The sequence below is a fragment of the Paenibacillus amylolyticus genome, from assembly GCF_047302515.1.
GTDB classification, from domain to species: Bacteria; Bacillota; Bacilli; order Paenibacillales; family Paenibacillaceae; genus Paenibacillus; species Paenibacillus amylolyticus_G.
In genome coordinates this window covers 3,933,793-3,951,423 of the sequence record NZ_CP168019.1, presented here as the reverse complement: position 1 = coordinate 3,951,423, position 17,631 = coordinate 3,933,793, and the positions used below count along the sequence as shown (strand labels likewise).

General features: G+C 46.4%; 16 protein-coding genes. 12 read left to right on the top strand and 4 right to left on the bottom strand.

Translation table 11 applies throughout. The features are described 5' to 3' along the window. The first annotated feature begins 157 nt into the window (after positions 1–157). The 6 genes from metA to ACDJ59_RS16920 all read left to right on the top strand — a co-directional run bounded on the left by metA (position 158) and on the right by ACDJ59_RS16920 (position 7,054). Positions 158–1,075 (top strand): homoserine O-acetyltransferase MetA, encoded by a 918-nt coding sequence (gene metA / locus ACDJ59_RS16945; RefSeq protein ID WP_036610071.1) that lies wholly within the window; start codon positions 158–160, stop codon positions 1,073–1,075. Positions 1,076–1,099: 24 nt separating this feature from the next. After that, positions 1,100–2,287, top strand: a complete 1,188-nt coding sequence (locus tag ACDJ59_RS16940) for a PLP-dependent transferase (protein WP_076327044.1) — start codon at positions 1,100–1,102, stop codon at positions 2,285–2,287. After that, positions 2,284–3,456, top strand: a complete 1,173-nt coding sequence (locus tag ACDJ59_RS16935; RefSeq protein WP_091014708.1) for a trans-sulfuration enzyme family protein — start codon at positions 2,284–2,286, stop codon at positions 3,454–3,456. The genes ACDJ59_RS16940 and ACDJ59_RS16935 overlap by 4 nt, the downstream gene beginning before the upstream one ends. 241 nt (positions 3,457–3,697) lie before the next feature. After that, on the top strand, positions 3,698–4,834 hold the full coding sequence (mqnC, locus tag ACDJ59_RS16930) for a cyclic dehypoxanthinyl futalosine synthase (RefSeq protein WP_264929998.1): 1,137 nt from the start codon (positions 3,698–3,700) through the stop codon (positions 4,832–4,834). A 232-nt stretch (positions 4,835–5,066) separates the two neighbouring features. After that, complete coding sequence (locus ACDJ59_RS16925; RefSeq protein ID WP_413404324.1) at positions 5,067–6,044, top strand: aldo/keto reductase; 978 nt, start codon at positions 5,067–5,069, stop codon at positions 6,042–6,044. Next, complete coding sequence (locus ACDJ59_RS16920) at positions 6,041–7,054, top strand: zinc-binding alcohol dehydrogenase family protein (RefSeq protein ID WP_413404322.1); 1,014 nt, start codon at positions 6,041–6,043, stop codon at positions 7,052–7,054. Before ACDJ59_RS16925 ends, ACDJ59_RS16920 begins: the two co-directional genes overlap by 4 nt. 86 nt (positions 7,055–7,140) lie before the next feature. On the opposite strand, the gene ACDJ59_RS16915 is transcribed toward ACDJ59_RS16920, so the two are convergent. From ACDJ59_RS16915 to ACDJ59_RS16900, 4 genes are all read right to left on the bottom strand, one after another. Beyond that, positions 7,141–8,046 carry a YitT family protein gene (locus tag ACDJ59_RS16915; protein WP_051447155.1) on the bottom strand — a complete coding sequence of 302 codons (906 nt, stop codon included), beginning with the start codon at positions 8,044–8,046 and terminating at the stop codon, positions 7,141–7,143. Positions 8,047–8,159: 113 nt separating this feature from the next. Further along, positions 8,160–9,398, bottom strand: coding sequence for a cation:proton antiporter (locus tag ACDJ59_RS16910; protein ID WP_036610060.1), 1,239 nt, complete (start codon positions 9,396–9,398; stop codon positions 8,160–8,162). A gap of 4 nt (positions 9,399–9,402) precedes the next feature. After that, a complete protein-coding gene (locus ACDJ59_RS16905; RefSeq protein ID WP_036610059.1) occupies positions 9,403–9,897 on the bottom strand; it encodes a cation:proton antiporter regulatory subunit in 495 nt (164 codons plus the stop codon). A gap of 294 nt (positions 9,898–10,191) precedes the next feature. Further along, positions 10,192–10,596, bottom strand: coding sequence for a hypothetical protein (locus ACDJ59_RS16900; protein WP_413404318.1), 405 nt, complete (start codon positions 10,594–10,596; stop codon positions 10,192–10,194). A 171-nt stretch (positions 10,597–10,767) separates the two neighbouring features. Between ACDJ59_RS16900 and ACDJ59_RS16895 the strand changes: the two genes are divergently transcribed. The 6 genes from ACDJ59_RS16895 (at position 10,768) to ACDJ59_RS16870 (ending at position 17,623) form a co-directional block, all read left to right on the top strand. Beyond that, entirely contained in the window at positions 10,768–11,721 is a 954-nt protein-coding gene (locus tag ACDJ59_RS16895) for a putative sporulation protein YtxC (RefSeq protein ID WP_413404316.1), read from the top strand. A gap of 415 nt (positions 11,722–12,136) precedes the next feature. Beyond that, complete coding sequence (gene thrS / locus ACDJ59_RS16890; protein WP_413404314.1) at positions 12,137–14,074, top strand: threonine--tRNA ligase; 1,938 nt, start codon at positions 12,137–12,139, stop codon at positions 14,072–14,074. A 428-nt stretch (positions 14,075–14,502) separates the two neighbouring features. Continuing rightward, positions 14,503–15,042 carry a 3D domain-containing protein gene (locus ACDJ59_RS16885; protein ID WP_081595013.1) on the top strand — a complete coding sequence of 180 codons (540 nt, stop codon included), beginning with the start codon at positions 14,503–14,505 and terminating at the stop codon, positions 15,040–15,042. A 109-nt stretch (positions 15,043–15,151) separates the two neighbouring features. Next, entirely contained in the window at positions 15,152–15,367 is a 216-nt protein-coding gene (locus ACDJ59_RS16880) for a hypothetical protein (protein WP_036610057.1), read from the top strand. A gap of 198 nt (positions 15,368–15,565) precedes the next feature. Further along, positions 15,566–16,594 (top strand): cell wall-active antibiotics response protein LiaF, encoded by a 1,029-nt coding sequence (gene liaF / locus ACDJ59_RS16875; protein WP_413404311.1) that lies wholly within the window; start codon positions 15,566–15,568, stop codon positions 16,592–16,594. A gap of 3 nt (positions 16,595–16,597) precedes the next feature. Then, positions 16,598–17,623 carry a HAMP domain-containing sensor histidine kinase gene (locus ACDJ59_RS16870; RefSeq protein WP_036669825.1) on the top strand — a complete coding sequence of 342 codons (1,026 nt, stop codon included), beginning with the start codon at positions 16,598–16,600 and terminating at the stop codon, positions 17,621–17,623. The last annotated feature ends 8 nt before the right edge of the window (positions 17,624–17,631 follow it).

Here is a 17,631-nt window from a genome sequence, read left to right as displayed (position 1 = left end):
GATTTTCGCTAAGGAACTTGAGGTTGTTTGTAACGTTGGATGAAAGCGCAATTCAATGTTTTTATAAGCTCAAGGCAGTCTATAACTGTATTGATGTGAAGACATCAAGCCAGGGGTGGCTGCATCTATCTATGCACAAGGAGGAGTTAGACTTACTATGCCAATCAAAATACCCGATACTCTACCAGCAAAAGAAGTACTTGAAGGAGAGAATATCTTCGTCATGGATGAAACTTCTGCATATCAGCAGGATATTCGTCCACTCCGTATCGCTATATTAAACCTGATGCCCACAAAGGAAACGACCGAAACACAATTGCTTCGTCTGGTGGGAAACACGCCTATTCAGGTGGATGTCGTTCTCGTACATCCCAAATCCCATACGTCGAAGAATACGTCTCAAGAGTATTTGGATCTGTTCTATAAAACCTTTGATGAGATTGAGCACCGCCGTTTCGATGGAATGATTATTACGGGTGCCCCGGTGGAACAGATGGATTTCGAAGACGTGAACTATTGGAATGAAATCCAGGAGATCTTCGAATGGACCAAAACCAATGTGACTTCAACCCTCCACATATGTTGGGCTTCCCAGGCAGGTTTATACCATCATTTTGACGTACCCAAGGTTGCACTTGATGAAAAGTGTTTTGGCGTTTTCCCACATACCATCAATAAACCACATGTTCCGTTGTTGCGTGGATTCGATGAAGTATTCAACGTTCCACATTCCCGTCATACGGAAGTGAGACGCGAAGATATTGAAAAGAATGAGAATTTAGAGATTTTGGCAGAATCCGAGGAAGCGGGGATCTTCCTGGTTGCTACCAAAGACGGCAAACAGATTTTTGCCACAGGACATGCCGAGTATGACCCGTTCTCATTAAAGTGGGAGTATGACCGGGATGCAGCCAAAGGGTTGGATATCGCATTGCCTAGACATTATTATCCGAATGACGATCCTTCCCGTGTGCCACCGGCTACTTGGCGCGCTCATGCCAACTTATTATTCTCTAACTGGCTCAATTACTATGTGTATCAAGAAACACCTTACGATATTGGCCCGCAAATCTAATCGAGATTACAGGAGGATGCAGCAATGGAAGACAACAACAAGTTGAAAATCGAAAGCCGCTTAGCACAAATTGGGTCCATCAATGAACCGGTAACAGGCGCCATTAACTTTCCGATCTATCAATCCACTGCGTTTCGCCACCCGAAGCTTGGACAAAGCACGGGGTTTGATTATATTCGTACGACGAATCCAACCCGTAAAGTATTGGAAGAAGCCGCCGCAGCACTGGAGTCCGGTGATGCAGGGTTTGCCTGTAGCTCGGGAATGGCCGCGCTGCAAACGATCTTTGCCATGTTTGGTCAAGGGGATCATCTGATTGTATCGCTGGATCTGTATGGTGGAACCTATCGTCTGCTTGAACGCATCTTGTCCCGTTTCGGCGTAACTGCAAGTTATGTGGACACGAATGACCTTGCAGCACTGGAGAAGGTTCGTCAGCCGAATACCAAAGCTGTATTTATTGAGACACCAACCAATCCATTGATGATGATCACCGATGTGGAAGCCGTTGCTTCTTGGGCGAAAAGTTACAACCTGTTGACCATTGTTGACAACACGTTGTTGACTCCATTTTTCCAACGTCCGATTGAACTGGGTGCCGATATCATCATTCATAGCGCTACCAAATATCTGGGCGGACACAATGATGTGCTCGCCGGACTAATTATTACCAAAGGTGAGGCGTTATCTGCAGAGATGGCGTTCCTGCATAATTCCATTGGAGCGGTATTATCTCCAAGTGACTCCTACCAGTTGATGAAAGGTATGAAAACGCTGGCTCTTCGCATGGAGCGTCATGAGCACAATGCACTTACTATTGCCAAATACTTGCTTGAGCACCCAGCGGTGGTTGAAGTGTATCATCCAGGTCTATCCGATCATCCGGGGTATGAGATACAGAATAAACAATCCACCGGTAACACAGGTATCTTCTCTTTCAAAGTGAAGGATGCACGTTATGTTGAACCGTTGCTGCGTCATATCAAACTCATTGCTTTTGCCGAAAGTCTCGGCGGAGTCGAATCACTTATGACTTATCCCGCAGTACAGACTCATGCGGATATTCCGCTTGAAATCCGTGAAGCCGTAGGTGTGGATGACCGTCTGCTCCGGTTCTCCGTAGGCATCGAACATGCAGATGATCTGATTGCAGATCTCGGCAATGCTCTGACAGCTGCACAACAAGAAGTGGAAGGAGGCGTGCACTCATGAGTGAGTCCAACAACAAGCCCAATTCCGAGTTGAAATTTGATACCAAGTTGCTCCATTTTGGCGATGAGATTGACAAAACGACTGGAGCATCCAGTGTACCGATCTACCAAGCATCAACATTCCATCATTTTGATATCTTCAATCCGCCTCAACATGATTACAGTCGTTCGGGTAATCCGACACGTCAGGCTCTGGAAGATTACATCACATTGCTGGAGGGCGGCGCACGAGGCTTTGCCTATTCTTCGGGGATGGCTGCGATCTCAAGCGTGTTCATGATGTTCTCTGCAGGGGATCACATGATTGTAACGGAAGACGTGTATGGAGGTACGTATCGTTTGCTTACTTCCATACTAAGTCGTATGCAGATCGAGACAACCTTTGTAGACATGACCAATATAGATGAAGTAAAAGCGGCACTCAAGCCAAACACCAAGGCAGTTTATATGGAAACACCGTCCAACCCTACACTGCGAATTACGGATATCGCTGCTGTAACTGACTGGTCGAAGGAACATGACCTGATCACGATTCTGGATAACACCTTTATGACACCGTACTATCAGCGTCCAATCGAGCTTGGTGTGGACATCGTCGTACATAGTGCTACGAAGTTTCTCGGAGGTCACAGTGATGTACTGGCAGGGTTAGCCGTTGCTCGCACGGAATCACTTGGCGTACAACTAAAACAGTTGCAAAATGGACTTGGAACTGTACTCGGGGCACAAGAATCCTGGCTTCTGATGCGCGGGATGAAAACCTTGGGGGCTCGCATGGCTCATAGTGAACGGAGCACAGCCAAACTGGCGGCATGGCTTAATGAGCGCAGTGATATTACCGCTGTCTTTTATCCTGGACTGGAGGATCATCCGGGCCGTGAGGCACATGAGCGCCAGTCCACAGGATATGGAGCTGTCGTTTCTTTTGACGTCGGCTCAGGTGATCGTGCAAAAGCAGTTCTTAACCGGGTGAAGCTACCCATTGTTGCTGTAAGCTTGGGAGCTGTGGAGAGTATTCTGTCCTACCCAGCGATGATGTCTCATGCGGCAATGCCGGCTGACGTTCGCCGTGACCGTGGCATTACAGATGGGTTGCTGCGTTTCTCCGTAGGTCTGGAAGATATCGAAGATCTCATTGTAGATTTGGAACAAGCACTTCAGGAATCCTAACAAAAGTGGATGCCCGAATACGCCGATGCGTATCACTTAAGTTCGAACTAATTCTTTTCCATATGTAAAAATTTTTACTTATTTTTAAAGCACCTGTACATAAGGTGCTTTTTTTCACATGTAACCTGTGTTACGATATGTGGAGTACAGAAATACGATGTTGCCACCAGAACTTGCTTCTCTTGAACAAGTTGGGACGGATCGTTATATAATTTCTCTTCATGAGGGAGGCTTTTTTACGATGAGTACGGTAGACCGTATCTTAGATAAAGCCCTTCGGGGCGAACGTTTGGACTTGGAAGACACGATTCAGCTATTTGAATCCAATGAAGTGGACAAAATCGGGGCAGCTGCTAATGTCATTGTGAAACGCATGCACCCTGAACCATACAGAACATTTGTAATTGGGCGTAACGTCAACTACACAAACGTGTGTGATGTGTACTGCCGTTTTTGTGCTTTCTACCGCAGACCTGGTTCGGATGAAGGTTATGTGCTTCCAGACGAAGTGATTTTCCAGAAGATTCAGGAAACGGAAGATGTGAATGGTACCGAGATTTTGATGCAAGGTGGAACGAATCCAAACTTGCCTTTCAGCTATTATACAGACCTGTTGAAAGCCATCAAAGAGCGTTTCCCCAACATTACGATGCACTCTTTCTCCCCAGCGGAGATTATGAAAATGGTTGAAGTATCCGATGGCCTTACATTGGAAGAGGTTGTTCGTGCCATTCACGAAGCTGGACTGGATTCCTTGCCTGGCGGCGGCGCTGAAATTCTGGATGACCGCACACGTCGGAAGATCAGCCGCTTGAAAGGTTCATGGCGGGATTGGATGGACGTTATGCAAACTGCACACCGCATCGGTATGAACACTACGGCAACGATGGTTATCGGACTTGGTGAATCGATGGAAGAGCGTGCATTACACTTGCTCCGTGTACGTGAAGCTCAGGACGAATGTATTGCGAACAAGTATGACTCCGAAGGTTTCCTGGCATTCATTCCTTGGACCTTCCAGCCAGACAATACCAACCTTAAGCTGGAGCGTCAGACTCCGGAAGAGTACTTGAAGACTGTAGCCATCAGCCGACTGGTGCTGGATAATATCAAGAACATTCAATCCTCTTGGGTAACCATGGGTCCTGAGATCGGTAAGAAGTCGCTTGAATTTGGCTGTAATGACTTCGGTAGCACGATGATTGAAGAGAACGTTGTATCTGCTGCTGGTGCAACTTATAAAGTTAACATTGAATCCATTCTCCGTTTGATTCGGGAGTCCGGTTATATCCCGGCACAACGTAACACACGATATGACATCGTTCGTATGTTCGACGAGGAGAATTCCGTGCATGAAGATTTCGTAATGCAGAACTAATTCTAATTAATTCAATACTACTCTCCATAAACTTTGATCGTTAGATAAGTATTTATGAAGCCAAGCCCGCTGACTACTCCGTTTGGAGAGACGGCGGGCTTTTTGATTTCTTTCTGCGGTTCGAGGTCATCAAACAGTACATGTTACGCAATTGGCGATATTTTATATTGAAATTGAACTGTTACAATGAAAGGGAACTTGTGTAGTCAGACACGCTGGAAGGGGTAAACCGATGAAGAGAAGAATACTTGGCAAGACGGAACTGGACGTACCTGTATTGAGTTTTGGAGCATCCTCACTCGGTTCTGTATTTCGTGACATTGACCGGGACGAAGGGATTCGCACTGTACATGCAGCCGTAGATGCGGGGATGAATTACATAGACGTTTCGCCTTACTACGGGCTGACAAAAGCGGAGACCGTGTTGGGTGAAGCCATCCGCAGCTTGCCGCGTAGTTCATATATGTTATCAACCAAAGCCGGACGGTATGGGGAAAATGAGTTTGATTTTTCACGTCAGCGGATTCTGGATAGCGTGCAAGAGAGCCTGGATCGATTGCATACAGACTATATCGACATTCTGTTCCTGCATGATATTGAATTTGTGCCAGCAGAGATTATTATCGAAGAAGCTTTTCCAACGCTGCTGCGTCTGAAAGAGCAGGGAGTTATACGACATGCGGGCATTTGTGGCTTACCCTTGCCTTTGTTCGAGAAGGTTCTGCCACAGATCGATGCGGATGCGATCATCTCGTATTGTCATTATTCATTGAATGATACCTCGTTATTATCGTTATTGCCCTTGTTGGAAAAAAAAGAAATTGGCCTCGTCAATGCTTCGCCTCTTTCTATGGGCTTGTTGAGTACCCGAGGTGCTCCTGCCTGGCATCCGGCAGATGATCGTGTGAAAGAACTCTGCCTGAAGGCTGCTCGCTTCTGTGCAGAACAAGGCAGTGACATTGCCAAGCTGGCCGTGCAATTCTCCACGTCGAATGAACGAATTCCGACAACACTGGTGAGCAGTGCCAGCCAGCGCAATATCCTCAATAATGCAGCCTGGATAGAGGAACCGATCGATCAGAGCCTGCTGGATGAAGTGCTGCACATTCTGGCTCCATTGCATAACGAGACGTGGTCAAGCGGACGACCTGAATATAATACGAAGCCAAGCAACACGACAGCAGAAGCATCCAAGGGGGAACAACGATGAGAGCCATTGTATGTGAAGAAATAGATCAATTGAAGCTCCAGGACCTGCCTCAACCGGAACGAGCAGAAGGAGAGGCGTTGGTTGCCATTCGGCGGATTGGGATCTGTGGAACGGATCTGCATGCATACAAAGGCAACCAACCATTCTTTACCTATCCTCGTGTTCTGGGTCATGAACTGGCGGCTGTTATTGAAGAAATCGGTCCGAACGAGGCTGGGTTACAGCCTGGGGATCAGGTAAGTATTATTCCGTATCTGCACTGCGGTCACTGTATTGCATGTCGCAATGGAAAAACCAATTGTTGTGCGTCCATGCAAGTCATGGGTGTGCACGTCGACGGAGGCATGAGAGAAAAAATCAGCGTGCCTGTCTCACATCTGCTCTCAGCAGAGGGTTTGACACTGGATGAGACGGCAATGGTAGAACCATTAAGCATTGGAGCCCATGCCGTCAGAAGAGCAGGAATTAAACCTGGTGAGCATGTGGTTGTGATTGGAGCTGGACCCATTGGGTTGGGTGTGATGGCATTTGCCAAACAGGCGGGGGCGCGTGTTATTGCCGTTGATCGTAATCTGGACAGGCTGGAGCTTAGCCGGACTTGGGCTGGAGCAGATGACCTGGTACAGGCCAATGAACATACTGTACAACAAGTGGCTGAAATTACGGGAGGCGACTATGCTACAGCTGTCTTCGATGCAACAGGTAACGTGAATTCCATGAATGAGGCCATTCAATATGTGGCGCATAGTGGTCAACTCATTTTTGTAGGACTGGTGAAAGCGGATATTACCTTTCATGACCCTGAGTTTCACAAGCGGGAGATGAGTATCCTGGGCAGTCGAAACGCAACCCGTGAAGATTTTGAACAGGTCCTGTCTATCTTGCGTCAAAAGAAATTAAGCATGGATGGGTATATCACACACCGCGTGGAATTTGATGAGCTACCTACGGCAATAGATCAATGGTTATTGCCAGATTCACATGTAGTCAAAGCTATCGTTGAGCTATAATAATAAGTAAGTCTGATAACAGAAAAAAAACGCTCTCTGACCTTGGTGGACAATACTGTCCATCCATAGGGTAAGAGAGCGTTTTTTTATTTTTCCGGATTTGTCACAATACCCGCATGTGGATCAATGTGACGCACAATGGACTTCAACCAGATCATCTCCAGTACATGTACCTCATAATAAAGTGCACCCGGGATTTGCCTGATCCATCCTTCCGCCATCGCGAGTTGTGTTGAGTCAGAAGTGGCTTCCAGAATTCCAGGTTCACGGCGCAGCCGTTTGCGTACAGCTTTTTCAACTTGAGAGCTTTGTGTAGTCAAAATGCATACTTTGCGTTTGGAAGAGAAGCCCCTGAACGCAATGTACACCATTTCATAAGCAATAAGGTAGGCGATTACGGAATACATCGCTTGGTCCCAGCCAAAGACAACACCAGCGGCTGTGAGTATCAACAAGTTAAGCAGCATGATTATTTTTTCGATAAGCATCCGTTTTCCACTAAACACACGTTCAGGTGGGCGGGAAGACGGATCACCGATTTCCAGCGTATCCAGTGTCCCGCCATACCGCACGACGAGTCCAATTCCGAGTCCGAGGCATAATCCGCCAAACATGGCGGCAGCCAGCGGATGCTCTACAAGTGGCGGCATGGGATGAAGCACAATGGCACCGATCGAAAAGACAACCAGACCTAGAACAGTAACCAGTACAAATTTCTTCTGCACAATCTTGTAAGACAGAAATATAAACGGAACATTGAATAAAAATAGGAACAAACCAATCCTCATTTCGGTCCAGTGGGCGAAGAGTGAGGAAATGCCTGTAATGCCTCCAATAATAATTTTATTGGGGTGTAAGAACAATTCAAGTCCCACGGAGGCCAGAATTCCGCCCGCAATAACGAGAAACAGGTTTAACCAGCGGCGGGTAGACGATATCCTGGTCTTGGCGGTGTTTGGCACCGGATTAGCCGATATCAGAGGTGCTTTCATAGGTCATCCTCCTTAGTGCGGCTTTCGAGCCATTCTCCCTGGGTTAGTCACAGAAAGATCGGCGTAAGAGCCGCGAAGTACATTAGTATGTCTGTTCTGACCAGACATAGGGATTATCCTTCTTTCTGCAGAACCTTTGGTTCTTCTTTCTTTTTCCGAGGATCTTTGAACTTGAATATTTTATCCAATAAACGGAATACATGTTTGGACTCTTTGGTTAATAAAGGACCCAGAATGGCCAGAATTAGGACATACAGCGCGGCAAACGGTTGAATCATTGGCAACAGTCCCCCGGCTTTACCCATGTTGGCCAAGATGATGGAAAACTCACCCCGTGACACAATGGTTAATCCAATATTCGCCGATGCTTTGGGTGATAGTCCTGCACTGCGCCCGGCCAGCATACCCGCCAGGAAGTTACCGAACAATGTAATAACAACTGCAATCAGAGCTAACCATACGGCATCGCCACCCAAGGACAACGGATCAATGGACAATCCAAAGCTGAAGAAGAAGATTGCTCCGAAGAAGTCACGGAACGGTAGAATCAAGTGCTCAATCCGTTTCGCGTGTTCTGTTTCAGCAAGCACCAGACCAACCAGTAATGCACCAATCGCTTCGGCAACATGAATAGTTTCAGAGAAACCAGCTACCAGGAACAAGGCTCCAAATACAACGAGAGAGAATAGCTCATTCGATCGAATTTTAAGCAATTTGTTTAGTAGCGGTGTTGCTTTGCGTCCAAGGATAATCACGATAAGCATGAATCCGAGGGCAATAAGTGCAGACATGATGACGCCTCCGATGGAGGATGAATCACTAAGCACAAGTCCGGACAAGATCGAGATATATACAGCGAGGAATACATCTTCGAACATAATAATACCCAATATCATCTCTGTTTCCGGGTTGGCCGTTCGTTTCAAATCAACGAGTACCTTGGCCACAATGGCACTGGAAGAGATGGTAGTTATACCTGCGATAATAAGTGCTTCAGCAACTGGGAAACCGGACACAAAACCGAATATTAATCCCAGGGTAAAGTTAATGCCGATGTAGATCGAGCCGCCAACTGCAATAGAGCGACCCGATTTAATTAAACGACCTACCGAGAATTCAAGTCCAAGGTAGAAGAGAAGGAACAGGATACCGATCCGACCCATAAATTCAATAAAAGGCTGACTCTCAATAAAACGGAAGTCCAGATGCCAGATTTTCATGGCATGTGGCCCAACGGCCATCCCGATCAGAATATAAAATGGAACGACCGAAAATCTTAGTTTTGCCGATAAAAGGCCGGCTGCTGCAATGAGCACAAGGGCCAGACCTACTTCGAATATCAAATGATCCATCTATTTACCCCCTTCCAGTCAGGAGGAGGGATTTAAACAGTTTCTGCTGATTGCGTTCGCCAACGGCTACCACCGTGGATTCTGCACTGATAACTACCTCCGGACCTGGGCTGATATGTTTTTTGTGATTTTTCTCTACAACGGCGATAACCGTTGCCCCAGAGTTTTGACGTACGTCCAATTCACCGATGGATTTACCGATACTTCCGAAGGATGGTTCGATTTTGTACCACTCGATAATCAGGTCGTCAAACGTTACTTCAATATTTTCAAGCTGTTTTGGTTTGTAAGTTAATCCGCCAACAATAGCAGCAATCTGTCGTGCTTCGTAATCGTCAAGTGTGATCATCGAGATGCTTTGATCGGGATCATCATACTCGAAGTGGTACATTTCCCGGCGACCGTCATCGTGAATAATAATGACAATTTTATCACCGCTGCTTGTTTCAATCTGAAATTTTTTGCCGATTCCCGGCAAGTCTGTTTCGCGTACATCCATGGATTGTTGCCTCCTTATAATTAGGGGCTGGCCATAGAAGACAGGCTTATTTCCCGAAAATGATTAATCTGCTGCTCAAGGGAACATCAAAAGATGCGGGTAAACAGAGCCAGAAATTCCTGACACAGCCATATGATTTGAATTTGTCGGTGTGGGTACAACAAAAACAGGTACTGTCATAAACATGGGTTTATCTAACGTGTGCTAAAAGGGTTATAAGTTATGCACAAGCGCACCGTCTTTAATTACAGAGGTGTCTTCATGCAAAAGCAACCTGTAAATACGTCGTAACGGCTAGTGAAGAGCGTTCACGTATTTTGGTGCTATAGGGGTGAGGGATACATACATGCTGGTAAACTTAATAGGTAGCAGAAATAATCTGCGTTTAAACAGACAATACCACGGTTTAAAGGACAGACCCGTTGTAGGGATTCGCAGCATCAATAACAATGCGAGGACAAGAAAGACAGGCTTATTATGCGTAACCGCAATCAGCTTGGACATAACTTGTGGATATTTGCGAATGACGGGTTTCTGCTGGGATTCGGGTATTTGCAACAGCACTTCCTTGTTGGAAGTTGCTTCTACAGACACCCCAACGGCAGATTCGGACTGCATCGGAATAGGGAAGCACAAGGCTTGAAAAACGCACAAAATGATAATGATAGTGTAGTGGAGTAATCTAGGTTGTTGTCTCATTTTGGCTTCCCTCCTTTCCCGTGAAACATACTGTTATTAAAATAATAACACATTTTTGTCTTAACTCCAAACCTCTTCATAATATACTGAGAAATCATGACACGCTTTCCATCAATCCGCTTCGTATATCCCCATCGGCCTTGCCATATACTTTGAACAGGAAGGAAAGGAGTGATTCTTGTGGAACTGTTTGCTGTATGGACCGATGTATCCGGGCAAGAGGAAGCGGCTCAATTTTATCGTTGTGTCAAGGAAAAAACCAAAGGTTTACATATAAGTAAAAGAGGATTTCGGCTCACCTTCAAACATAATGATGGAAGAGCAACCTGGGTGTGCAGAGGGAATGAGAATCACGAAGACTTCCAGCAATGGCTTCCCCGGATCAGTGATCTGCTCTCCCTTGGACTCGCCGACTTCATTATGGAGACACAAGAACGGAGCATGGTGGAGGATATGATCGCCAAGGCGTGTTCTGTCATGGATGAGCATGAGGTGGAGAAGGTCAATCGAATCTGCATGCCACTTCTATTAAATGGTGATTTGGATCAGCCCGGACTTCGGGAGCGTCGCCGTACTACGTTAGCCAGTGGATTACGGCAGGACCTGGAGGATGTTCACTTTTTTCACCTTGAAGGCATTATCAACTTCCGCATACGGCCATATAAGCAGGAGCTTCAGGAATTAGTGGAGTATGCGCTCGATGAGTTCTGGATGGATCGGCAGTATGAAGAGTTTATGGGGCTGTTGAAATATTTTGTGTTTTTTCAAGAAGCCAAAGTACCTCTGGTTCATCTTGTACACAAGGGAATGCATGAGTTCCAGGTCCTGGATGCTGGACTTAATCTGTTACCCGTGCAAAAGGATGAACAGGTCGTTGTGGAAATGCCGGGTCTGGAACTGGAGATGGATATTGAAGATATGATTGTAAGTACACTCATCTCGATCTCTCCTGAGAAGGTCATGCTCCATACACGCACCCCGGATCTGCCAATCATCTCGACCATATGCCAGATCTTTGAAGACAAAGTGCAAATATGTCATCATTGCCCGGAATGCGAAGTGCTGCGCTCAGGATTGTTGACAGGTCTTGACGCAAGTGATCTCGGCAATTATAATAACTGTTGATCCATGAATTTTTCATGTGAACCATTGAACCAAAAGCGTTGACAAAGACAACAACCACACGCAAGATCGGTGCAGAGAGAGGAACCTAGGCTGAAATTTCCTCCTGATATCACGTATGGTTTACCCCTTTATAGCTGCAATTTTGAAAGTGGAGTTAGAATATCGCCTTTATTGGGGATTATCCGCGAGTAAGGATCTGCCGGGTCATGCCCGTTATCGTCATGCCAATGAGGGCTGTATTTCTGAATATGGATGAATCAGCTGAATTAGGGTGGAACCACGAGTATATATCACTCGTCCCTTTGCCGGGACGGGTGTTTTTTGCGTTCCTTTGCAAAATGACTGGAATAGCAATAGATAATCAGTCCATAAATATCTAGACACAAAGGTTACATTAACAGGAGGAATGAGACAAATGGCAGTGAACATTAAATTACCGGATGGTTCGGTACGTGAGTACGCGGATGGCAGCAGCATTGAGGACGTAGCCGCTTCAATTAGCAGCGGATTGCGCAAAAATGCCGTAGCCGGCAAGCTGGATGGTATCGTGGTGGACTTGTCCACAACACTTCATGAGGGAGCATTGGTGGAGATCGTAACTCTGGATTCACCAGAAGGACTTGAAGTGATGCGTCATAGTACAGCTCACTTGATGGCTCAAGCAGTGAAACGTTTATATGGTAACCAAGAGGTACGCCTCGGTATCGGCCCTGTCATTGAAGATGGTTTCTACTATGATATGGACCTCGAACATGCGCTCAATCCTGAAGATCTGCAAAAGATCGAGAAGGAAATGGAACGTATTGTGAACGAGAACTTGCCAATTGTACGTAAGGAAGTTAGCCGCGAGGACGCGATCAAAACGTTCGAAGAAGTGGGCGATCCTTACAAACTTGAGTTGATTCGTGATTTGCCAGCGGACAGCGTGATTACGATTTATGAGCAAGGTGAATTCTTCGACTTGTGTCGTGGCCCTCACGTACCATCAACTAGCAAAATCAAAGTGTTCAAACTGATGAATGTCGCGGGTGCTTACTGGCGTGGAGATAGCAAAAACAAAATGCTTCAACGTATCTATGGTACGGCTTTTGTGAAAAAAGCACAGCTGGACGAGCATTTGCACTTCCTCGAAGAAGCTCGCAAACGGGATCACCGTAAGCTCGGTAAAGAGCTCGAAATGTTCACATTCTCCCAACTGGTCGGCCAAGGCCTGCCAATCTGGTTGCCTAACGGTGCGAAGCTGCGCCGTACTCTGGAGCGTTATATTGTGGATCTGGAAGAAAGCCTGGGATACCAGCATGTATACACACCTGTTCTGGGTAACGTGGAATTGTACAAAACATCTGGACACTGGGAGCACTACCAGGATGATATGTTCCCGAAAATGGTAATGGATAACGAGGAACTTGTTCTCCGTCCAATGAACTGTCCTCACCATATGATGGTGTACAAGTCCAGCATGCACAGCTACCGTGATCTGCCGATCCGTATTGCGGAGCTTGGAATGATGCACCGTTATGAAATGTCGGGGGCGTTAACAGGTCTGCATCGTGTACGTGCAATGACTCTGAACGACTCACACATTTTTGCACGCCCGGATCAGATCAAAGAAGAGTTCGCTCGTGTTATCGAGTTGATTCAAACAGTCTATAAGGATTTCGGTATCAACGAATACCGTTTCCGTCTGTCCTATCGTGATCCGAAGGATACCGAGAAATACTTCCAGAACGACGAGATGTGGGAGATGTCCCAACGCATGCTGCGTGAAGTTGTGGAAGAGCTTGACCTTCCTTTCTATGAAGCTGAAGGTGAAGCGGCGTTCTACGGTCCGAAGCTGGATGTACAGATCAAAACAGCCCTGGGCAAAGAAGAGACATTGTCTACAGTTCAACTGGACTTCCTGTTGCCTGAGCGCTTTGAACTTGAATATGTGGGAGATGACGGACAGAAACATCGTCCGGTCGTTATTCACCGCGGGGTAATTAGTACAATGGAACGTTTCACTGCATTCTTGCTGGAGAACTTTGCAGGAGCCTTCCCGCTGTGGTTGTCTCCGGTTCAGGCGAAAGTGATTCCGGTATCCGGAAACTTCGACGATTATGCGCGTGAAGTGGAAGCGAAGCTGAAACGTGCGGGAATCTCTGCTGAAGCCGATCTGCGGAACGAGAAGCTTGGATATAAAATCCGTGAGGCGCAGCTTGAGAAAATGCCTTATATGTTTGTTGTTGGTGAGAATGAGCGTAATGCAGAAGCCGTATCCGTGCGTAAGCGTGGAGAAGGCGATCTGGGCATGAAACCGGTCGATGAAATTATCGCTCAATTGAAAGAAGAAATTGCAACACGTTTGGTATAAATGAACAAATGATTTATCAGATAACCAGTGCATAAGTTGCGCTGATCACTCTGCATAACGCCTGGATAACATGGGATTGACCTATGTTATTCAGGCGTTTTTTCGTAGTGTTTGCAGTAAAAAGTATAGATTAATTGCTTTTTGGAAAACCTTTGCAGTGAGGGGGAGGTTATACAATGAAAAAGCAATTCTCAATTCAAAAGAAACATATACGGGGTTTATTGGTTGGCTGTGTGATATTCGCCGGGATGATGATTAACCTGAATCAGGCGGATGCCTATACATTTGAAGAGGAAAGTACAGTACTGCATGTCGAGAGTCAGAGCAGCGGCATTGAAGGTCCAATTATTGAAACTTCGAGCAAGTCTGATCAAGAATTTCCAGAACAGGTCAGCCATCAATACAGCGATGAGGCTCAGCTGACAACGATGGTGTATATGGCTTTATTGTGGTCACCACAACCAATGGTCATTCCAAGACCTGAGCTTCCTGAGAAACAAGTGGCAGATCCGTCTATGCCGGTGCTTGCTCCGCGTTCAGAACAAATCCTGGGTACACAAAAGGTTACAGCAACGGGATATACGGCAGGTGTGGAGTCTACAGGAAAAGGACCCAAACATCCTCAATACGGAATTACGTATTCCGGTGTCAAAGTACGTCGTGATAAAGAAACAGTTTCCACGATTGCAGCTGATCCGAAGTTGTTCCCAATGGGTTCCATTCTGTATATTCCAGGCTATGGTTACGGAATTGTTGCAGATACGGGTTCAGCGATCAAAGGTAATAAAATTGATCTGTATTTCCCGACAACCAAGCAAGTGTACAAAGAGTGGGGCAAAAAGGATGTGGAGGTACAGGTGATCAGGCAAGGCGCTGGGAAATGCACAGAAAAGATGCTCAGCGAGTTGGCCGATGCGATTGATGTGTACAAATCTGTACCGGATTCTTGGTTGGACAAGGCCATATAATTTCATGGTCACATGAATAACTGAAGTGCTCTCTTCACATAATACTGACTGGGGACGAACCCCGCGGTGCAGCAATGCATCGTAAATATGAAGAGAGAGGTGATTCGTTGTGGCTAAAAAATCACAAGGGTACCAAACGCCAAACGAGAAGTACAATGCAGAGTTTGGAGAAGAGAATGCAGCAGCAAAAGTGAAGCAATCCGCTCAAAACAAAGTACAAGATAATTTCCAAACACCTGATGAAAAATACAATGCCGAGTTCGGTGTAGAAAACACAGGCCAAACTGGCCAAGGTCAAGGCAAAGCATCAAAATACAAAAAATAATTGAAGATTCATTAATCAAATGATGATTCAGCACCCTGGAGCAGCAGCTCCGGGGTGTTTTACATATGGGAGTTTTTTTACATTAATATCCTCTCATCTCAGTCTCGAGACCGAGATGAATTCCATCTGCCGCCGCTGTTCTCATTGTCTTGTCTGAGTTACACTGGATACATAATACAGACAAAGGAGACATGAGCGATGAAACGATCGACGCGTGACCGCTGGTGGGTTGGCATACCTCTTATTGCTATTGGTGCGATGATCTTGTTCAGACAATTGGGATATGACATTGATGTAGGATATATTTTCAGAACATATTGGCCGTTATTTCTAATCTGGTGGGGGGTCAAAGGAATATCCGAGATTCGTCGCAACGGGGGTTACACCTTTATTGGACCAGTAATTGTACTGGCGATCGGTGGTTACTTTCTTGCCCGTAACCTGGGATGGATTGATTACTCCATGGGGGAGTTCATTCGTTATCTGATCCCGGTTATGCTGATTGGCGGAGGATTGTTTGTACTTATTGGGCCACGACGTCGTGATCGGAAACATCATGACAAGATGCAGCCACCTCCAGCACCTGAGCAACCTTATAAACCGTTATCTCCTGAGGATCTGGAGATGCCGTCGTCGTTTGACGAACAGTTCGAGAAAACATTTGGCAAACCAAAACAGGAACAGAAGAACGATGCACATGGCCCTCATTTCACAGGATCAACGGATTCATCATCACAAGGGCAACAGTATAAGAAGAAACATCAATCGTACAACTCTAACGACACCGAATATGGAGAAAATTATGATGATGGCTACGGAAATGGTTATGGGGATTATGGCAGTGGCAATACCATTAACAAATCGGCGTTCATCGGTGATCTGTACATGGGGCAGGAAGTGTTCTCGTTGAAACCAATGAACATCTCGGCTTTTATCGGAGATACCGTAATTGATTTGACCAAAGCACAGATTCCATACGGTGAGACTAAGATTGTCATTTCTTCATTTATTGGGGATGTGAAAGTATTTGTTCCAGAAGATATGGATCTGGGTGTGACGGTAACGACAAATTCCTTCATTGGAGATATGTCACTGTTGAACCAGAAACGCGGCGGATTCCTGAGTAGTGCCCAGGCTGAAACTGCCCATTACCATGAAGCAAGCAAAAAGGTACGGATTATTGTAAGTGTGTTTATCGGAGACGTCAAAGTGAATAAGGTGGGTTAACGCATGATTCGAACAATTCTCAAGGCCAATAAATGGGAACTGATGATGTATTTTGCGCTAACTGGTCTGATTACGCTGGGCGGATTCTATCTATTGTATGGAGAGGTGTTGATGGGGGCTGGTCGTCAGCGGGCATGGACCTATGTTGCCGTTGTTGTGCTGGCCACCGTTATCACCGGATATATCGCTGCATTACGACTCCAACGCAAGATCGACCTGCTTGATCTCAACATGTTGAAAGTATCCAAGGGTAATCTGGCGGTGCGCATGCCTGAAGCGGATGACGCTTCGTTTGGTCGTGTCTATCAGGAGTTCAATGTCATGATGGATTCGATTGAGAAAAAGATGAGACTGCTTCAGCGCCTCGGTGAGCAGGAAGTCATTGAGAAGGAGCAAGCCTCGGAGCGGGCTGTGCTTGAAGAGCGTAAACGAATGGCAAGGGACCTCCATGACACGGTTAGCCAGCAGCTGTTTGCCATGCATATGTCGGCTTCGTCCTTACCTCGTCTGCTGGAGATGAATCCTGAACATGGTGGTAAAGTACTGGACCAGTTGATCCAGATGTCACATATTGCACAGCGTCAGATGCGAGGACTGATTGCCCAACTTCGACCGGTGGAGCTGGAAGGGCGTGACCTCACCGCAGCACTGGATAGCTGGTTTCCTGATTATTGCAGGCAGAATGGTCTTAAAGGTGTGAAAGAGCTGGAACTGGATGGCGGAATCTCGGATGCCATTGAGCACCAGCTGTTTCTTGTTATTCAGGAGGCAGTTGCCAATGTTGTGAAGCATGCAGAGGCGGGAGTGGTTAGTCTGTCCATACGGGAGAGTGAACATCAGATCAGCATGAGCATCAGCGATGATGGTCAGGGATTTTTACAGCAAGCGGAGCGTCCGGGTTCATACGGGTTATCTACCATGCGTGAACGGGCGGAGAAGCTTGGGGGGCAAGTTCAGATTATATCGAAACCGGGAGCGGGAACGACGGTGCGGGTATTGATCCCGAAATTCCCGAACGTTCCTGAGTGAACCAGAGG